This is a genomic window from Micromonospora sp. HM5-17 (genome assembly GCF_003762835.1).
In the GTDB taxonomy this organism is placed as follows: domain Bacteria; phylum Actinomycetota; class Actinomycetes; order Mycobacteriales; family Micromonosporaceae; genus Plantactinospora.
Window position 1 is genome coordinate 356,056 of record NZ_RJWA01000005.1, and the last position, 16,943, is coordinate 372,998.

At 71.9% G+C, this 16,943-nt stretch carries 16 protein-coding genes; 10 read left to right on the top strand and 6 right to left on the bottom strand.

The window, feature by feature from the left end:
• Positions 1-118 precede the first annotated feature (118 nt).
• The 5 genes from EF879_RS17215 (at position 119) to EF879_RS17235 (ending at position 5,001) form a co-directional block, all read left to right on the top strand.
• Complete coding sequence (locus tag EF879_RS17215) at positions 119-1,900, top strand: bifunctional (p)ppGpp synthetase/guanosine-3',5'-bis(diphosphate) 3'-pyrophosphohydrolase (protein ID WP_123559781.1); 1,782 nt, start codon at positions 119-121, stop codon at positions 1,898-1,900.
• Positions 1,901-1,958: 58 nt separating this feature from the next.
• Complete coding sequence (locus tag EF879_RS17220; protein ID WP_370375521.1) at positions 1,959-2,495, top strand: NUDIX hydrolase; 537 nt, start codon at positions 1,959-1,961, stop codon at positions 2,493-2,495.
• Positions 2,496-2,614: 119 nt separating this feature from the next.
• Positions 2,615-3,454: an NTP transferase domain-containing protein gene (locus tag EF879_RS17225; RefSeq protein WP_233604545.1), complete on the top strand. Its 840-nt coding sequence runs from the start codon at positions 2,615-2,617 to the stop codon at positions 3,452-3,454.
• A gap of 284 nt (positions 3,455-3,738) precedes the next feature.
• Positions 3,739-4,026, top strand: coding sequence for an Lrp/AsnC family transcriptional regulator (locus EF879_RS17230; RefSeq protein WP_123559785.1), 288 nt, complete (start codon positions 3,739-3,741; stop codon positions 4,024-4,026).
• Positions 4,027-4,113: 87 nt separating this feature from the next.
• Positions 4,114-5,001, top strand: a complete 888-nt coding sequence (locus EF879_RS17235; protein ID WP_370375512.1) for an alpha/beta fold hydrolase — start codon at positions 4,114-4,116, stop codon at positions 4,999-5,001.
• A gap of 162 nt (positions 5,002-5,163) precedes the next feature.
• Here EF879_RS17235 and EF879_RS17240 read toward each other — a convergent pair whose 3' ends face one another.
• From EF879_RS17240 to EF879_RS17255, 4 genes are all read right to left on the bottom strand, one after another.
• On the bottom strand, positions 5,164-5,820 hold the full coding sequence (locus tag EF879_RS17240; RefSeq protein ID WP_123559787.1) for a DUF4142 domain-containing protein: 657 nt from the start codon (positions 5,818-5,820) through the stop codon (positions 5,164-5,166).
• 256 nt (positions 5,821-6,076) lie between these two features.
• Positions 6,077-7,135: an anthranilate phosphoribosyltransferase gene (trpD, locus tag EF879_RS17245; RefSeq protein WP_123559788.1), complete on the bottom strand. Its 1,059-nt coding sequence runs from the start codon at positions 7,133-7,135 to the stop codon at positions 6,077-6,079.
• Positions 7,136-7,214: 79 nt separating this feature from the next.
• Complete coding sequence (locus tag EF879_RS17250; protein WP_123559790.1) at positions 7,215-7,625, bottom strand: response regulator; 411 nt, start codon at positions 7,623-7,625, stop codon at positions 7,215-7,217.
• A gap of 300 nt (positions 7,626-7,925) precedes the next feature.
• Complete coding sequence (locus EF879_RS17255; protein WP_123559792.1) at positions 7,926-8,888, bottom strand: cytochrome c oxidase assembly protein; 963 nt, start codon at positions 8,886-8,888, stop codon at positions 7,926-7,928.
• Between the two features lie 108 nt (positions 8,889-8,996).
• On the opposite strand from EF879_RS17255, the gene EF879_RS17260 reads away from it, so the two are divergent.
• The 4 genes from EF879_RS17260 (at position 8,997) to EF879_RS17275 (ending at position 13,243) form a co-directional block, all read left to right on the top strand.
• Entirely contained in the window at positions 8,997-9,596 is a 600-nt protein-coding gene (locus EF879_RS17260; protein ID WP_123559794.1) for a heme-copper oxidase subunit III, read from the top strand.
• Between the two features lie 73 nt (positions 9,597-9,669).
• A complete protein-coding gene (locus EF879_RS17265; protein ID WP_123559795.1) occupies positions 9,670-10,518 on the top strand; it encodes a cytochrome c in 849 nt (282 codons plus the stop codon).
• Positions 10,515-11,624: a ubiquinol-cytochrome c reductase iron-sulfur subunit gene (locus EF879_RS17270; RefSeq protein ID WP_123559797.1), complete on the top strand. Its 1,110-nt coding sequence runs from the start codon at positions 10,515-10,517 to the stop codon at positions 11,622-11,624. The genes EF879_RS17265 and EF879_RS17270 overlap by 4 nt, the downstream gene beginning before the upstream one ends.
• Complete coding sequence (locus EF879_RS17275) at positions 11,621-13,243, top strand: cytochrome bc complex cytochrome b subunit (RefSeq protein WP_123559799.1); 1,623 nt, start codon at positions 11,621-11,623, stop codon at positions 13,241-13,243. The genes EF879_RS17270 and EF879_RS17275 overlap by 4 nt, the downstream gene beginning before the upstream one ends.
• 913 nt (positions 13,244-14,156) lie before the next feature.
• Here the strand turns inward: EF879_RS17275 and EF879_RS17280 are convergent.
• On the bottom strand, positions 14,157-14,582 hold the full coding sequence (locus EF879_RS17280; protein ID WP_123559801.1) for a cytochrome c oxidase subunit 4: 426 nt from the start codon (positions 14,580-14,582) through the stop codon (positions 14,157-14,159).
• 8 nt (positions 14,583-14,590) lie between these two features.
• Positions 14,591-15,559 (bottom strand): cytochrome c oxidase subunit II, encoded by a 969-nt coding sequence (gene coxB, locus EF879_RS17285; RefSeq protein WP_123559803.1) that lies wholly within the window; start codon positions 15,557-15,559, stop codon positions 14,591-14,593.
• Positions 15,560-15,732: 173 nt separating this feature from the next.
• On the opposite strand from coxB, the gene EF879_RS17290 reads away from it, so the two are divergent.
• A complete protein-coding gene (locus EF879_RS17290) occupies positions 15,733-16,884 on the top strand; it encodes a cysteine desulfurase family protein (protein WP_123559805.1) in 1,152 nt (383 codons plus the stop codon).
• Positions 16,885-16,943 lie beyond the last annotated feature (59 nt).

Here is a 16,943-nt window from a genome sequence, read left to right on the forward strand (position 1 = left end):
GGCTGTTAGAGAAGTACAGTCCTGCCCGATTTCGGGGTTTGCTTCCGTGTCCGCGCCCGCGCACGGCCACGAGAAGCAATCATCGAGAGACGGGTGGTGAGTGAGGAGGTGGCTCCGCGTGAACCTCGACGCCAGCCACGGCGCCGCCCTCGGAGGCGTCCGCGCGAGCGAGATCACGCTGAGCAAACGACTGCGCTCGTTCCTCTCCTGGCCGTCCGCTGAGGATGATCCGGTCGCCAAACTCGCCCGGGCCCACCGCAGCGTCCACCCGAACGCCGACATCGGGGTGCTCCGGCGCAGCTACGCCATTGCCGAGAGCATGCACCGGGGCCAGTTCCGCAAGAGCGGCGACCCGTACATCACCCACCCGCTGGCGGTGGCGCAGATCTGTGCCGAGCTCGGCATGGACACGGTGACCCTGGTCGCCGCGCTGCTGCATGACACGGTGGAGGACACCCGCTACACCCTGCAGGCGCTCACCGGCGACTTCGGACCGGAGGTCGCGCACCTGGTCGACGGGGTGACCAAGTTCGACAAGGCGTTCTACGGCAAGGCCGCCGAGGCCGAGACGATCCGCAAAATGATCATCGCGGCCGGCAAGGACGTCCGTGTCCTGATCATCAAGCTCGCCGACCGGCTGCACAACATGCGCACCCTGGACGCCCGCTCCCCGGCCTCCCGGGCCCGGATCGCCCGGGCCACCCAGGAGGTGCTGGTACCGCTCTGCGACCGCCTCGGCATCCAGGCGCTCAAGCGGGAACTGGACGACGTGGTGCTGCGCCACCTCGAACCCGAGTGGTACGAGCGGATCGACCAGCACGTCAAGAACCGGCCCCACTGGGCCGAGTACCTGCAGGACGTGGTCAACCAGGCCCGGGTGGTGCTCCGTCGAGACAAGATCGTCGCCACGGTGAAACCCCGCCCCCGGCACTACTACTCCATCTGGAAGGACAGCGTCGCCCGGGAGCAGACCGTCCCGTTCGACCTCCCCCGCATCGTGATCGTGGTCGACGGCCCGGACACCGACTGCTACGCCGCGCTCGGCTCGGTCCACGGGCTCTGGCGGCCGGTCGCCGGCCGGTTCAAGGACTACATCGCCGCCCCGAAGAACAACCTCTACCGCTCGCTGCACACCACGGTCATCGGGCCCGGCGACCGTACCGTCGAGGTGCTGATCCGGACCACGGCGATGGACCGCTCCGCCGAGTACGGCATCGCCGCCGACTTCCGCTATCCCCGGCCGGGGGTCAACGCCGCCACCAGCGCCGAGCAGCTCGACTGGCTCCAGCGGGTGCTCAACTGGGAGCGGGAGACGGCCGACCCGGCCCAGTTCCTCCAGTCGCTGCGGTGTGACCTCGCCGAGACCCAGATCCAGGTCTTCGCCGAGGGACGGCCGATCGTGCTCCCCGCCGGCTCCACCCCGGTGGACCTGGCCTACGAGCTCGGTCCGGAGCGAGGCGACCACTGCCTGGCGGCCCGGATCAACGGCCGGTTGGCCCCGCTCTCCTCCGAACTGGAGGAGGGCGACGTGGTCGAGATCTTCACCGAGTCGCAGGCCGAGAGCGAGCTGGACCTCAAGGTGGCCCCGCCCGGCCCGCGCCGGGAGTGGCTGCGCTTCGTCAAGTCCCCACACGCCCAGATGCAGATCAACCGGTGGTTCGCCGATCACCAGGAGCCGGGGATCTCCATCGCGGACAAGGTCCGACTCGGCCGCGCCACCATCGGGCTCTGCCTGCGCAAACACGACCGCGGGCTGGCCAGCGACCTCCCGCTGCGGCGCCTCGCCGAGCAGCAGGGCTACCCGGACCTGGAGACCCTGCTCGTCGCCGTCGTCGACCGGACGGTCGACCCGGACACCGTGGTGGAGCAGCTCATCGCCATGGTCGACCATCAGGAGTGAGATCGGCTCGGCCCCGGGTCACCCACCACGCCCGTACGACCTCTAGCCTGGTCTGGTGATCGCCCGCCGCTCGCCGACGCGTGCCCTCGGCTACAAGCTCTTCTACCGCCTCCCCCTCGGGATACGTCGTCGGCTGGTCCGGCTCGCCGTCCCGAAGTACATCGTCGGGGCGGTCACCCTGGTCCGCGACGCCGAGGCGGCGGAACCCGGGCGGATCCTGCTGCTGCGGCAGCCACCCGGCAAGGGCTGGACCCTCCCGGCCGGCCTGCTGCAACGTCGGGAGGCGCCGGTCGTCGGCGCGGCCCGCGAACTCCACGAGGAGACCGGGATCGCGCTGCCGCTGGAGCGGTTCCAGCCGGCCGTGCCGAACGCGGTGGTCCACCTCAAGGGCTGGGTCGACATGGTCTTCGAGGTACGGGTACCGGCCTCCACCACGGAACTGGCGGTCGACGGGGCCGAGGTCTACGAGGCCGCCTGGCACCGCCTCGACGACCTGCCCCGGCTCACCACGGCGACCGCGCGGCTCCTTGCCCACTACGGGATCGGCCCCCTCGCCGCCGAGCCCGGCCCGGCCGACGTCCGCCCACCGACGTGAACCAGCCCGGCGATCCCAGGTCGGACCCCGGCCCCCGGCTGGCCGGCGGCCCGGGCGGCGACGTGCCAACCCGGGGCGGCGACGCGTCGCCCGCACCCGGCGGGCCGGCGCCGGACGGGATCTGCGCCATCGTCCTCGCCGCCGGGGAGGGGCGCCGGCTGCGACCCCTCACCGCGTACCGGCCGAAGGCGCTCTGCCCCGTCGGGAACGTGCCGCTGCTGGACCGGGCCCTGCACCGGGTCGCGGCGCTCGGCTTCGCCGACCCCGACACCGTGGCGGTGAACGCCTGCTACCTGGGCGAGCAGGTGGTCCGGCACGTCGGCGGCCGGGCACGACTCTCGGTGGAGCCGGACGACCCGCTCGGCACCTCCGGCGGGGTTGCCCGGCTGCGGGACTGGATCGACGGCCGGGGCGTCCTCGTCGGCAACGCCGACGCGTACCTGGCCACCCCGGACGCCCCGCCCGGGCCGGACATCGCCGCGCTGCTGGCCGGCTGGGACGGCCGGACCGTACGCCTGCTCGGCCGACCTGTCACCGGCCCGTCCCGCCCGGGCGACTTCGGCCGGCACCGGTTCGCCGGCTTCTCCCTGCTGCCGTGGTCCCGGGTCCGCGGCCTGCCCGTCACCCCGACCGAGTTGGTCCGGACCGTCTGGCGCCCCGCCGAGGCGGCCGGTGAGCTGGAGGTGGTCGAGTTCACCGGGACGTACCTCGACACCGGAACCCCGGCGGACTACCTGGCGGCGAACCTGCACGCGGCCGGCGCCGGGAGCCTGCTCGACCCCACCGCGACCGTCACCGGCCGGCACCGGCGCGCGGTCGTCGGGGCGGGCGCGGTGGTCCACGGCACGGTCGAGCGGGCCGTGGTGTGGCCGGGCGGCGTGGTCCATCCCGGCGAGCACCTCGTCGACGCCGTTCGGGTCGGCGCGGACCTGACGGTGCCCGCCACGCCCGCGGCCTGACCCCACCGACCGCGCGCGGCCTGACCCCGCCGCTCACGCCGAGAAACCGTCCCGCGTCGGTCAGGCCGACACCCCACGCCGCACCGGCTGACCGACGACCCGCCCGCCGGTCACGCCCGGGGTCCGACCCCCGCGCCACGGTGCGGGATCGGCGTCGCCTCCCGCACCTTCGCCCGGGCCCGGGCGGGCCAACCCTTAGCATGGGCGGGCAGCCGCGGTTCCGGTGCCGAGGGGTGATCCCGATTCTCGGTACGGCCGGCACGTCGACGAGAGGAGTCCCACCGGTGATCACCGCGATCGTCCTGATCGACTGCGCCACCGACTCGATTCCGGAGGTGGCCGAGACGCTGGCCGCCCTGCCCGGGGTGAGCGAGGTCTACTCGGTCGCCGGCCATGTCGACCTGATCGCGATCGTCCGGGTACGGGAGTTCGACCAGATCGCCGAGGTCATCGCCGGACGCATCTCGAAGGTGCCCGGTGTGGTCAAGACCGAGTCCCACATCGCGTTCCGGGCCTACTCCCAGCACGACCTGGAGGAGGCCTTCGCCATCGGCCTTCCCGACTCCGACTGACTGTCCGGGACACCGACCCGCAGCCATCCCGGGACGCCGACCCACCATAGCTACCATCAGGTAACATCGCCCGCTACGATCATCCGGGTGACCCCCCGGCCCCCCGACGAGCAGGTTGACTACGAGCCGTTCGTCGTCGACCGCGGCGACGACCGCCTCGCGCTCCGGATCTATCCGGACCCGGACGGAAACCCGACCGCCCCGGTCGTGCTGGTCTGGCCCGCGATGGGGGTCCCGGCCGGCTACTACCGACCGTTCGTCGCCGCGCTGCGGGCCGCCGGGCTGGCGGTGGTGGTCGCCGACCTCCGCGGCACCGGGGCGAGCACCCCGCGACCGAGCCGCGCCTCCCGGTACGGCTACGCCGAACTGGTCGACGACGTCGGCGCCGTTCTCGAGGCGCTGAAGTCGCGGCTGGACGGGCGTACCCGACTCCTGCTCGGCCACTCGCTCGGCGGCCAGGCCGCGCTGCTGCACGTCGCGCTCACCGGCGGCGCGTACGTCGACGGGCTGGTCCTGGTGGCGGTCGGGGTGCCGTACTGGCGGCTCTACCCGGGGCTTCGCCGGCACCTGGTGCTCGTCGGCAGCCAACTGATCCACGGCACGGCGCGGCTCCTCGGCTGGTGGCCCGGCTGGGGCTTCGGCGGACGGCAGGCCCGGCGGGTGATCGGGGACTGGGCCCACACCGCCCGTACCGGCCGCTTCCCCCGGCTGGACGGCGTCGACGCCGACTCGGCCGTCCGGGACGTACGGACCCCGGTCCTGGCGGTCAGCGTCGAGGGTGATCCGTTGACTCCCGCCGAGACGCTCGACCACCTCTGCGCCAAGGTGCCCGCCGCACCGCTCATCCGACACCACTACGGGACGGCGGAGGCGGGTGCCCCGATGAACCACTTCACCTGGGTTCGGGCCGCCGCCCCGCTCGCCGCCCGGATCGCCGCGTTCGCTGGCGACCTGCCCGCCCGCCGAGCGTCGTGACCACGAGCGTCGGCGCCGGCGTGACCAACGGGTGCGACCCCGACGAGCCCTCCGACACCCGGGAGACGCCCGGGACGACGGGTCCACCGGCACGGTCGCCGGTGGACCCGTCGTCCCGCCCGGCCACGGCCAGCCGGCGGAGTAGCCGACGATCGGCCGAGGTCAGCTGATCGTCGGGCCCGGCGTGGTCGTCGTACCGCGCGGAGCCGGCGTCCCCGAGCTGACGCCCGGGCTCGGCGTCACCGTGACCCCACCCGGGATCGGCACGCCGAGGCTCTGGGCCAGCGCCACCAACGCGTTGTGGTGCGCCTGGAGCACCGGCGCCGCCTGCTGCGCCACCTGCTTGGCGCCCGGGTCCGAGCCCTGCGTCAGCTCAGCCTGCACGATCTGCATCGCCTGGCTGTGCGCGGTCAGCTGGGCGGTGACCCACTGGGCGTCGAAGTCCGCACCGCTGACGTTCTGCAGCTGGTTCATCACCGCCTGCTGCTCGCTGGTCACCTTGTTCGGCAACGTCAGCTTGCCCGCCGAGGCGACGCTCTGCACCCGCTGGTCCAACTGGGTGTGATCGGTCACGAAGCGGGCACCGAGCGACTTCACCTCCTGGTTGGTCCCCTTCTGCTGGGCCAGGTTCCCGGTGGCGATCTCCGCGAGGTTCACCTGATGAATCGACTGCAGGAACTGCTTGTCCTGGGCGGACAGCGCCGTGGACGGCGTCCCGGACGGCGTCGGTTGCGCGACCGCGCTGTACGCGGCCCCCGCCGGCACCAAGCCAAGCAGCACCATCGAGATGAGCACGCCTAAGCGCTTGGTGACCCACATGGTTGTTCCCCCCTCCGTCGTTGAACTTCGGGGGTACCCGGTTGTTCGACGGACACGCGGACGGATCCGCCCCGGCCGGCATGATCCCGTACGCTCGCGCCGACCCGGGGTGCCGACCGGGGGCGCGGAGACCGGGACGTGCCCTTTGGGCGGACTGAGCCGCGGCGTCGCGATCCAGGGCCGACGATCCGGTACGTCGGCCGGGTGAGGTCTACCGGTCAGCCGGACGGGAAGCCGGGAACCCGGCGGTCTGGGCCTACTCGTCCGCCTTGGCGGCGTGGGCCACCTCGACCCAGCGTTCCAGGGTCCGGGCGGCGGCGCCGGAGTCGATCGACTCGGCAGCCCGGTGCAGTCCGGCCCGCAGCGCCGGCACCACGTCGTCCGCAAAGCCGTCCTGGGCGGCCAGCGCGGCCGCCGCGTTCACCAGGACGGCGTCCCGGACCGGGCCGGTCTCGCCGGCGAGCAGCCGCCGGGCCACGTCCGCGTTGAAGGCGGCGTCGCCGCCCCGCAGGTCCCCGGGGGCCGACCGGGGCAGGCCGAGATCGGCGGCGTCGACCACCGTCTCGGTGACCCGACCCTGCCGGGCGATCCAGAGCCGGGTGGGTGCCGCCGTGCTGAACTCGTCGAGCCCGTCCTCGCCCCGCATCACCAGCACCGAGTCCCCCCGCCGGGCGAAGACCTCCGCCACCACGGGCGCCATCCGCGGGTCGAAGCAGCCGACCGCGCCGGACCGGGGTCGGGCCGGGTTGGTCAGCGGACCCAGGAAGTTGAAGATCGTCGGCACCCCCATCTCCCGGCGGGGTACCGAGGTGTGCCGCATCCCGGGGTGGAAGCGAGCGGCGAAGCAGAAGCCGATGTTGGCCTCGGTGACGCAGCGCGCCACGCCGGCCGGACCAAGATCCAGCGGAATGCCGAGGTACTCGAGTAGGTCGGCCGCACCGCACGACGAGGAGGCGGCCCGGTTGCCGTGCTTGACCACCGGCACCCCCGCCCCGGCCACCACGATCGCGGTCATGGTGGAGATGTTCACGGTGTGGGCCCGGTCACCGCCCGTACCGACCACGTCGACCGCGGCGGACCGCAGCTCCGGCGGCAACTCCACCAGCGTCGCCGCGCGAAGCATCGCCTCGACCAACCCGGCCAGTTCGACGGGGGTCTCCCCCTTCGCGCGCAGGGCCACCGCGAAACCGGCGACCTGTGCCGGGGTCGCGGCCCCCGACATGATCTCTTCCATCGCCCACGCGGTGTCGGCGGTGGAAAGCTCCTCGGCGCGCAGCAGCGCGGCGAGAAGGTTGGGCCAGGTCCGTTCCCCCATGCGGGCCTCCCGAGCGGAGCGGGTGGTGGTCGGGTGAGGCGGTGTGACGGCGTCCCGGGCCGGTCGCCGGCGGCGTCGCTCAGGTGAGCGCGCGCGCTCCGGCGGCCCGGGCACGGAGCAGCCCGGCCACGGTCTGGCCCGTGGTCACCGGGTCGAGCGGGTGCAGCAGGGTGGCGTCGACCTGGGCGTACGCCGCGAGCCAGCGGTCCGCGGCCCGGGCGATCACCACGCAGGTCGGCGGCGCGTCGTCCCGCTCGTCCTTGATCTGCCGGGCGATACCGATGCCACCGGCCGGGGTGGCCTCGCCGTCGAGCAGCAGCAGGTCGATCTCGTACTCGTCGACGAGCCGGATGCACTCGTCGTAGGTCGCCGCCTCGACGAACTCGACGGTCAGATCGGCGGCCGGCCGGGTCCCCACGGCGAGCCGCATCCGGTTCCGCACCTCCGGGTCGTCGCTGTAGAGCAGGACGGTGTGTAGACGATCGCTCATCGGTTGCCAGGCTCCCACCTCGTAGCTGCCCGCCGATCGTACCGGTCGCTCCCGGGAGGCGACCGGGCCGCCCGGTCCCGGGGGTGGGCCTCGTCCGCATTCCGGGACGCCGCGCCCGTAGGGCGGATCGGGTCGCCGGCCCGGGTGGCCCGCGGTTCCGCCGCCCGTCCGGTCGGGCCCGGTCGCGTCCGGCCCCGACGGGCCGTCGCCGGGTGGTGTGGCAAGGAGGCCGGGGCGGTGAGGTAAAGAAGTCGGCTCGGTGTGGTGCGGAGCGCCGGGTCGGGGGTGCCGTGGCGACCGTCAGGCCGAGGTGCCCGCGGCGCGCTCCCGCGCCTCCTGCCGGTCCAGTTCGCGGTCGATCCGCCGGGCCTCCCGCTCGGACTGCCGGATCCACTGGACCACCAGTACGGCGATCATGGTCACGCTGACGAACTCCCCACCGGCCCAGAGAATGCCGCCGGCGACCTTCTGGTCGGCGAACGGGTCCGCCCACGTCAGGTTCAGCGACGGGTACCAGTCGCCGCCGAAGAGCGTGCTGCTCTGCATGACGGTGAGCCCGAGCACGGTGTGGAACGGCACCGAGAGGAGCATCAGCAGGGCCCGCGCCGGGTACGGCCAGCGGCCCGGCAACGGGTCCAGCCCCAGCAGGGGCCAGAAGAAGAGGCAGCCGGTGAGGATGAAGTGCGCGTGCACCAGCTCGTGGACCAGCGGCTGCTCCAGGCTCAGCCGATAGAGGTCGGTGAAGTACAGCACGAACGGGTTGACCACGAAGACCCCGTACGCGTAGAGCGGGAACGACACCACCCGCGCCACCCGGCTGTGCAGGACGGCGAGGAGCCGACGCCGCGGCGCCCCGGTGAGCGTCCGCAGTGCCAGGGTGACCGGCGCGCCGAGCGCCAGAAAGATCGGCGCGACCATGGAGAGCACCATGTGCTGGACCATGTGCACCGACAGCAGGGTGGTGTCGTAGGCGCCGAGCCCGCTCAGGGTCACCGCCGCGATCCCTCCGAGACCGGGGCCGAGGAAGAGCACCGTACGGGCGACCGGCCAGCGGTCGCCCCGGACCCGCAGCCGGTGCACCCCGTAGAGATACAGGGCCGCGGCGAGCACCAGGCCCACGGCGAGCCAGCTGTTCAGCGTGCTCTCGGTGATGATCGAGGAGACGGTGAACGGCTCCGTCTCGGCCCCGCCGCCGGCGAGGACGACCGGGGCCGGGTACGGGACGGGCGCGGCGGCAGCGGCGCCGGGGTCGAGGTGCAGCACGTTTTCAGGCTAGGCCAGACAAGCCGGGCATGACGCGTCACCCCGTCCGACGAGGGAGTTAGGCCACCCCGACGATCGCCGATGCCGCTCAGGGGCAATAATGACCGCGTGACTGCGGCCTCAGCCATTGACAAGAGCCGGATCCACTCGCTGACGCGGCCCAACATGGTCAGCGTCGGGACGATCGTGTGGCTCTCGAGCGAACTCATGTTCTTCGCGGCGTTGTTCGCGATGTACTTCTCCATCCGCGCAGCGGCTCCGGAGCAGTGGGAGAGGCACACCGAGGTACTCAACGTCCCGTACGCGACGACGTTCACGGTGATCCTGCTGCTCTCCTCGGTCACCTGCCAGTTCGGCGTGTTCGCCGCGGAGCGGGGGGACGTGCACGCGCTGCGCCGCTGGTTCACCGTCACCTTCATCATGGGCCTGATCTTCGTGCTCGGCCAGCTCAACGAGTACCGCGAGCTGGTGCACGAGGGGGTGAAGATCAACGGCGACGGGTACGGCTCGACGTTCTACCTGACCACCGGCTTCCACGCGCTGCACGTGACCGGTGGCCTCGTCGCCTTCATCATCTTCATGATCCGGACCACCATGGGCCGGTTCACGCCCGCGCAGGCGACCTCGGCGATTGTCGTCTCCTACTACTGGCACTTCGTCGATGTGGTCTGGATCGCGCTGTACGGCATGATCTACTGGCTCCAGTGATCTTGTGCTGTCACATTTCGCCACGATGCTCCGTCCCTAAGACAAGGTCGAGAAACCGTTAAGGACACAGGCCATGACTTCTGACACCCCCGGCGGCGCCCGTTCCCGCGGGCTGCTCTCGCGGCTGCGCCGCGCGCGGTCCGGCCCGCGTAGCAAGGCCCGCCGGCGGCTGGGCGCCGCAGTCCGGCTGCTGGCCGCGCTGACCCTGGCCGGCGGCGCCTACACCGTCTTCGCGCCGGGCCTGCAGGCGCAGGACACGCCGCAGCTGAGCACCGCCGCGCAGGAGGGTAAGGCGCTCTACGACAACAGCTGCGTGAGCTGCCACGGACGCAACGCGCAGGGCGTCGAGGGACGCGGGCCGAGCCTGATCGGCGTCGGCGCCGCCTCGGTGGAGTTCCAGGTGAGCACCGGCCGGATGCCGCTGGCCCGGCAGGAGGCCCAGGCCGAGCGGAAGCCGCCGGTCTTCAACGATGACCAGATCCAGCAGCTCGCGCAGTACGTGCAGGAGCTGGGCGGCGGCCCGCAGCTCCCCGAGGGCGAGAACCTGCACCGGGGCGGCGACCCCGCCGAGGGCGGCCGCCTGTTCCGGCTCAACTGCTCGTCCTGCCACGCCTTCGGTGGGGGCGGCGGCGCCCTCTCCTCCGGCAAGTTTGCCCCGAACCTGCGGCCGGCGAGCGACCGGCAGATCTACGCCGCGATGCTCACCGGCCCCCAGAACATGCCGGTCTTCGGCGACAACCAGCTGCGGCCCGACCAGAAGGCCGACATCATCGCGTACCTCCAGGAGACCCTGGCGAAGGACCGCGACCCGGGTGGCTTCAACCTCGGCCGCCTCGGCCCCTCCACCGAGGGCGTGGCGGTCTTCCTGGTCGGCATCGTCGCGCTGGTCTTCGCCGCGCTGTGGATTGCGGGTAAGTCATGAGCACACGTACGGGCGTGCACAGCAACCAGGTCGTGGACAACCCACGGGAGCCGTTCGACGTCAACGACCCGAAGCTGAGCCGGTTTGACCTCGTCCGGGAGGGCGCCCGCCGGGACGACATCGAGATCGTCCACTACGAGCCCCAGTTCCCGGTCCCCGGGACCAAGGCGGAGCGCCGGCTCACCCGGACGGTCGCCGGGATGTTCCTGCTGGTCGGCCTCTTCTCGACGGCCTTCGTCGTGGCGTACATCTGGTGGCCGTGGGAGTACGAGCACGGTTCCGGGGCGAGCAAGTACTACACCCCGATCCTCGGCGTGACCCTCGGCCTCGCGCTGCTCGGCATCGGCTTCGGCATCCTGACCTGGGGCAAGAAGCTGCTGCCGAAGGAGGTGTCGATCCAGGCCCGGCACGACGAGCCGGACTCCGACGAGGAACGCAAGCTCACCGGCAACACCCTCCTCTACATGGTCGACGAGCTCGGCATCCGGCGTCGGCCGTTGCTGGGCGTCTCGCTCCTGGCGGGTCTGGCGCCGGTCGGCGTGGTCGCGGCGGCCCCGATCGTCGGCGGTCTGATCGAGCAGCCGCACAAGAACAACCAGATGTTCACCACCGGCTGGAAGCCGATCGTCGAGAACGGCACGACCCGGTTGGTGAAGCTGACCCACCACGACGGCACCCCGGTCCGCCCGGAGGACGTCAGCCCCGGTGGGCAGATCACGGTGTTCCCCGGCATCCCCGACGGGGCCACCAACAAGTACGCGGACTCCCCCGTGCTCCTGATCCACCTGCGGGCGAAGGACGCCGAGGAGGCCCGGGCGGCGAACCAGCGGGCCGGCAAGGCCGACTTCATGTGGGGCAACTACATCGCGTACTCCAAGATCTGCACACACGCGGGCTGCCCGGCCAGCCTCTACGAGCAGCAGACCAACCGGCTGCTCTGTCCCTGCCACCAGTCGCAGTTCCTCATCACCGACAACGCCCGTCCGATCTTCGGACCCGCGAGCCGCCGTCTGCCCCAGCTCCCGCTGACCGTCGAGGACGGCTTCTTCGCGGCGAAGTCCGACTTCACCGAGACGGTCGGGCCCGACTTCTGGGAGCGGCCGTGAAGCGACGAAAGCTCGACATGGCGGCACTGCCGGGGAAGGCGGCCCGTGAGGTCGACGACCGGCTCGGTGTGAACACCCCGCTGCGTTCCCTGCTGAACAAGGTCTTCCCCGACCACTGGTCGTTCCTGCTCGGCGAGATCGCACTCTTCTCGTTCGTCGTGCTGCTGCTGACCGGGGTCTACCTGACGTTCTTCTTCGAACCGTCGATGACCGAGGTCACCTACAACGGCAGCTACGCCCCGCTCCGCGGCACCCACATGTCGGCGGCGTACGCCTCGACCCTGGACATCTCGTTCGACGTCCGGGGCGGGCTGGTCGTACGGCAGATGCACCACTGGGCCGCGCTGCTGTTCATGGCGGCGATCGTGGTGCACATGATGCGGATCTTCTTCACCGGAGCCTTCCGCAAGCCGCGCGAGCTGAACTGGATGATCGGCTACCTGCTGTTCTGGGTCGGCTTCCTGGCCGGTTTCACCGGCTACTCGATCCCGGACGACGGGCTCTCCGGCACCGGGCTGCGGATCGCCTCGGGGATCATGCTCTCGATCCCGGTGGTCGGCTCCTGGGTGACGTCGTCGATCTTCGGCGGCGAGTTCCCGGGTGACATCATCATCAGCCGGTTCTTCATCGCCCACGTGCTGCTGATCCCGGCGCTGCTGGTCGGCCTGATCAGCGTCCACCTCGGTCTGGTCTTCAAGCAGAAGCACACCCAGTGGCCCGGCCCCGGCCGGACCAACTCGAACGTGGTCGGCGAGCGGATGTTCCCGCGCTACGCGATCAAGCAGGGCGGCTTCTTCATGATCGTCTTTGGCGTGATCGCGCTGCTCGGCGGCCTGGTCCAGATCAACCCGATCTGGCTCTTCGGTCCGTACGAGGCGGGCGTGGTCTCCGCCGCCAGCCAGCCCGACTGGTACGTCATGTTCCTGGACGGCTCGACCCGGCTGATGCCGCCGTGGGAGATCAACATCCCGATCGGCGACGGCTACGTCATCCCGCCGCTGTTCTGGCCGACCGTCGTCCTGCCCGGTCTCCTGACCGTGATGCCGCTGCTCTACCCGTTCATCGAGGCGCGGATCAACAAGGACCGGCGGGCGCACAACCTGCTCCAGCGGCCCCGGGACGTGCCCGGCCGGACCGCCCTCGGCGCGATGGCCGTGACCTTCTGGCTGGTGCTGACCATCTCGGGCGCCAACGACGTGATCGCGGACAAGTTCTTCATCAGCCTGAACGCGATGACGTGGGCCGGCCGGATCGGCCTGATCGTCCTGCCGCCGCTCGCCTACTACGTCACCTACCGGATCTGCCTGGGCCTCCAGCAGCATGACCGGGAGGTGCTGGCGCACGGCGTCGAGACGGGCATCATCCGGCGTCTGCCGAACGGCCAGTTCGTCGAGGTGCACCAGCCGCTCGGCCCGACCGACGAGCACGGACACAGCGAACTGGAGTACGTCGGCTGGGTGGTGCCGAAGAAGATGAACCGGCTCGGGGCGCTCGGCCCGGCCATCAAGGGCTTCTTCTACCCGATCGAGAAGCCGGTCGAGGCGCCGGTCTCGCCGGGTCTCCCGCCCGTCGACCCGCGCCCCGAGCAGCAGGAGATCGTCAGCGGCCAACGCCGCTGACCGTCCGTACCGCACGTGTGGCGCCCGCCGGAGATCCGGCGGGCGCCACAGCTGTTTTCCGGCCCCGTAGCACCTGTTCCCGGCCCGTAGCACCGCCCCAGCGGTCGCGGCCGACCGCCCGGCCAACACCCGCCGCGTCCGGTCGGAGGAGTCGGTGACGCCTCCTTGCCGTCGGGCGGCAGTACGGCGCCACCGGGCTCGGAGTGCACGCGCCGGCTGCGGAGCCCCGCGACGACCCCGACGAGCTGGGCCGGCTTCTCGTCGCGCACCGCGCCCACGCCCCGGGCGGCCTGCCCCACCGGCGGTGGGCCGTCTGTCACCTCGGCCGGCACGGCCACCGCGGTGGGACACCCGTCCGGTCGACCGCACCGTTGGTGGACCAGCGGCGGAGGAGGAGCCGGCTCGGGAACGGCCCGCAGGCGCCGTCACATCGGCCTGTCCGACGCTGACCGGCCTGCCCCGACGCTGACCTGGGCTCAGGCACGGTTGGTGCCTCGATCGCCGGCCGCGGTGGTGTGTGGCGCTCGGGTGCGTCGCTGGCCGCGCTGTCCGGACGCGCTGTCCGGAGATGCCACCTCAGCGTCGAGAGGCGGACGGTCGTGCCGGCGGATCACCGGCCGCCCCGGCGGCGAACAACCGGGGCGGGGTGGTCGGGTTGGCGGCGTCCCCGCTGCGGCGCCCTGCTCGACCTCGTGATCGGCTGAGTCAGCCGCCCGGCGCGTACCCCGAGACCCGGCGGAGCGTGCTCCCCCCGTTCGCTGGCGGGCTACTGCGACACGATCGAGGCGCGACGGTGCGGTGGCCCCACCCGACACCATTGGCCCCACGTTTGTCCGTGGCCTTCGGGAAAACGACGCGCGGCCCGCCGCCTCGGATGGGCGGCGGGCCGCGCGAACGTGCCTGTTCGGCCCGGTCAGTGCTCGGCGGTACGTCGGGTGCCGGTGTAGTACTCGAAGAGCAGGCCGCACACGGCGAAGATCACCGCGACCAGGCCGGCGGCGACCAGCCACCACTGCCAGAACACCAGCCCCAGCCCCGCCACGCTGGCGGAGAGGGCCACCCCGAACGGCCAGTAGCTGCCCGGGCTGAAGAAGCCGACCTCACCGGCGCCGTCGGCGATCTCGCCGTCCGGCCGGTCCTCCGGCCGGGGCTCGATCCGGCGCGAGACGAACCAGAAGAACCCGGCGCACATGGCGGTCAGCAGGCAGGACAGGATCAGCGCGATGAGGCCGATCCACTCGACCTGCCCGGTCTCGCCGCTCGTCCACAGGCCGTAGATGACAGCGGCAATCGCCAGGAAGAACGAGACGATGCCGAACAGTCGCCACTCAGACTTCATCGCCGCCCTCAGCTTCCCGCGCCCGCGGCGCTCGCGTTACCGAAGTTGTTGACGTCCCGTCGGGTCTCGAACGGCTTGGTGGTGGTCGCCAGCGGCTCCTCACCGATCGAGGCCAGCGCCTCCTGCGTCGACTGGCCCTGCCGCTTCGCGGCGATGAACCGGTCGTACTTGTCCGGCGAGACCACCCGGAGCTCGAAGTTCATCATCGAGTGGTACGTGCCGCACAGCTCCGCGCAGCGGCCGACGTACGCCCCCTCCTGGTCCAGGCTGGTCACCTGGAAGACGTTCCGGACGTTGCCGGGGAAGACGTCGCGCTTGAAGAGCAGCTCCGGCACCCAGAACGAGTGGATGACGTCCCGGCTGGTCTGCTCGATCCGGATGCTCCGCCCGGTCGGCAGGACCAGGATCGGGATGACCTCGCTGGTGCCGAGGGTGGAGGCGATGGTGGTGGCGTCCTCGCCCGGCCGGTCCCGGTAGTTGAACTGCCAGTTCCACTTGAAGGCGACGACCTCGACCGTGACGTCGGGGTTGTCCGTGACCTTGTTGACCCCGGTCTGCACCACCGCGGTGTAGTAGAAGAGCACGGAGACGACCAAGATCGGCGCGATGGTGTAGAGGAACTCCATCGGCATGTTGAACCGGGTCTGCACCGGCAGCGACTCGCCCCGCTTCCGGTAGCGGATGATGCACCAGAAGATCAGGCCCCAGACGAAGATGCCGACCGCGAGGGCGGCGATGACGGAGCCGATCCACAGGTCGTACATCCGATGGGCCTCCGGGCTGATGCCGCCCTGGGGCCAGCCGAAGCCGTCGAACGTCTGTCCGACGTCACAACCGGTCAGCAGGGCAAGCAGCGCGGCTCCACCGACGCCGAGCCCGGCCAGCCGGCCGAGCGCCCGCCGCTGGCCACGCCCTCGGGCATCCCGGGGACTGCTGTTCCGTACCGACGGCGGTACCTCCGAACCCCTTGCGACCACCTGGTCCTGCCTCCCTAGCGCACCGCACGCTGTCCGCTTTCCCGACACCTGCGGCAAAGGCGTCACCGACGGTCGCAGATTACTCGACCTGGGTCGGCGCGACGGCCTTGGGGTCGGCGTCCCCACCCCGGCGGGGATTCCTGCCCAATCCGGCCCCGCGTTACCGTGGGCTGGTGAATCAGCCTCCGGCGTACTTCGACGCGGCCGCCGCCGCACCGCTACACCCGGTAGCCCGCCAGGCGATGCTCGCGGCGCTGGAGGACGGGTGGGCGGATCCGGCGAAGCTGTACAGCCAGGCGCGGCGGGCCCGCCAGCTCCTCGACGCGGCCCGGGCCGCCGCGGCCGAGGTGCTTCGGGTACGCCCCGACGAGCTCTCCTTCACCCCCAGCGGTACCGCCGCCGCGCACGCCGCGGTACTGGGCGGGCTGGCCGGGCGACGCCGGGCCGGGAGCACGCTGGTGCACTCGGCGATCGAGCACTCGGCGGTCCTGCACGCCGCGCAGCGGCACGTCACGGCGGGCGGTACGACCACGTCGGTGCCGGTGGACCGCGCCGGACGGCTGGACCTCGACGCCTGGTCGGCGGCGGTCGCCGCGCCCGGGGTGGCACTGGCCGCCCTGATCAGCGCCAGCCACGAGGTGGGCACCCTCCAACCGGTGGCGGAGGCGGCACGGGCGTGCGACGCGGCCGGCGTCCCGCTGTACGTGGACGCCGCCCAGTCGGTGGGCCGGGTCCCGGTGCCCGAGGGGTGGTCGGTGTTGTCGGCCAGCGCCCACAAGTGGGGCGGTCCGCCCGGGGTCGGGATCCTGGTGGTCCGGAAGGGCACCCGGTGGGAGTCGCCGTACCCGGCCGACGACCGGGAGGCGGGCCGGGTTCCCGGGGTGCCGAACCTGCCGGCGATCGTGGCGGCGGTCGCCGCGCTGCGGGCGGCGACCGCCGAGGCGGAGGCCGAGGCGGCCCGGCTCGCCCCGCTGGTGGAGCGGATCCGGACCGTCGTACCGGCGACGGTCCCCGACGTCGAGGTGGTCGGCGACCCCGTCGACCGGCTGCCACACCTGGTCACCTTCTCCTGCCTGTACGTCGACGGCGAGGCGCTGCTGCACGCGCTGGATCGGCGGGGCTTCGCCGTCTCCTCCGGCTCCTCCTGTACCTCGTCGACGCTGCGTCCCTCCCACGTGCTGGAGGCGATGGGTGTCCTCTCCCACGGCAACATCCGGATCTCGCTGCACCGGGACAGCACCGAGGCCGAGGTGGAGCGCTTCCTCGCCGAGCTGCCGGGGATCGTCGCCGCGCTACGGGCCGAGGCCGGGGTGGTCGGCCTCTGACGCCCGGATTGGCGGGGACGCGGTCGGCGACGGAGAATCGCCAGGTGCGCACGGAGTCT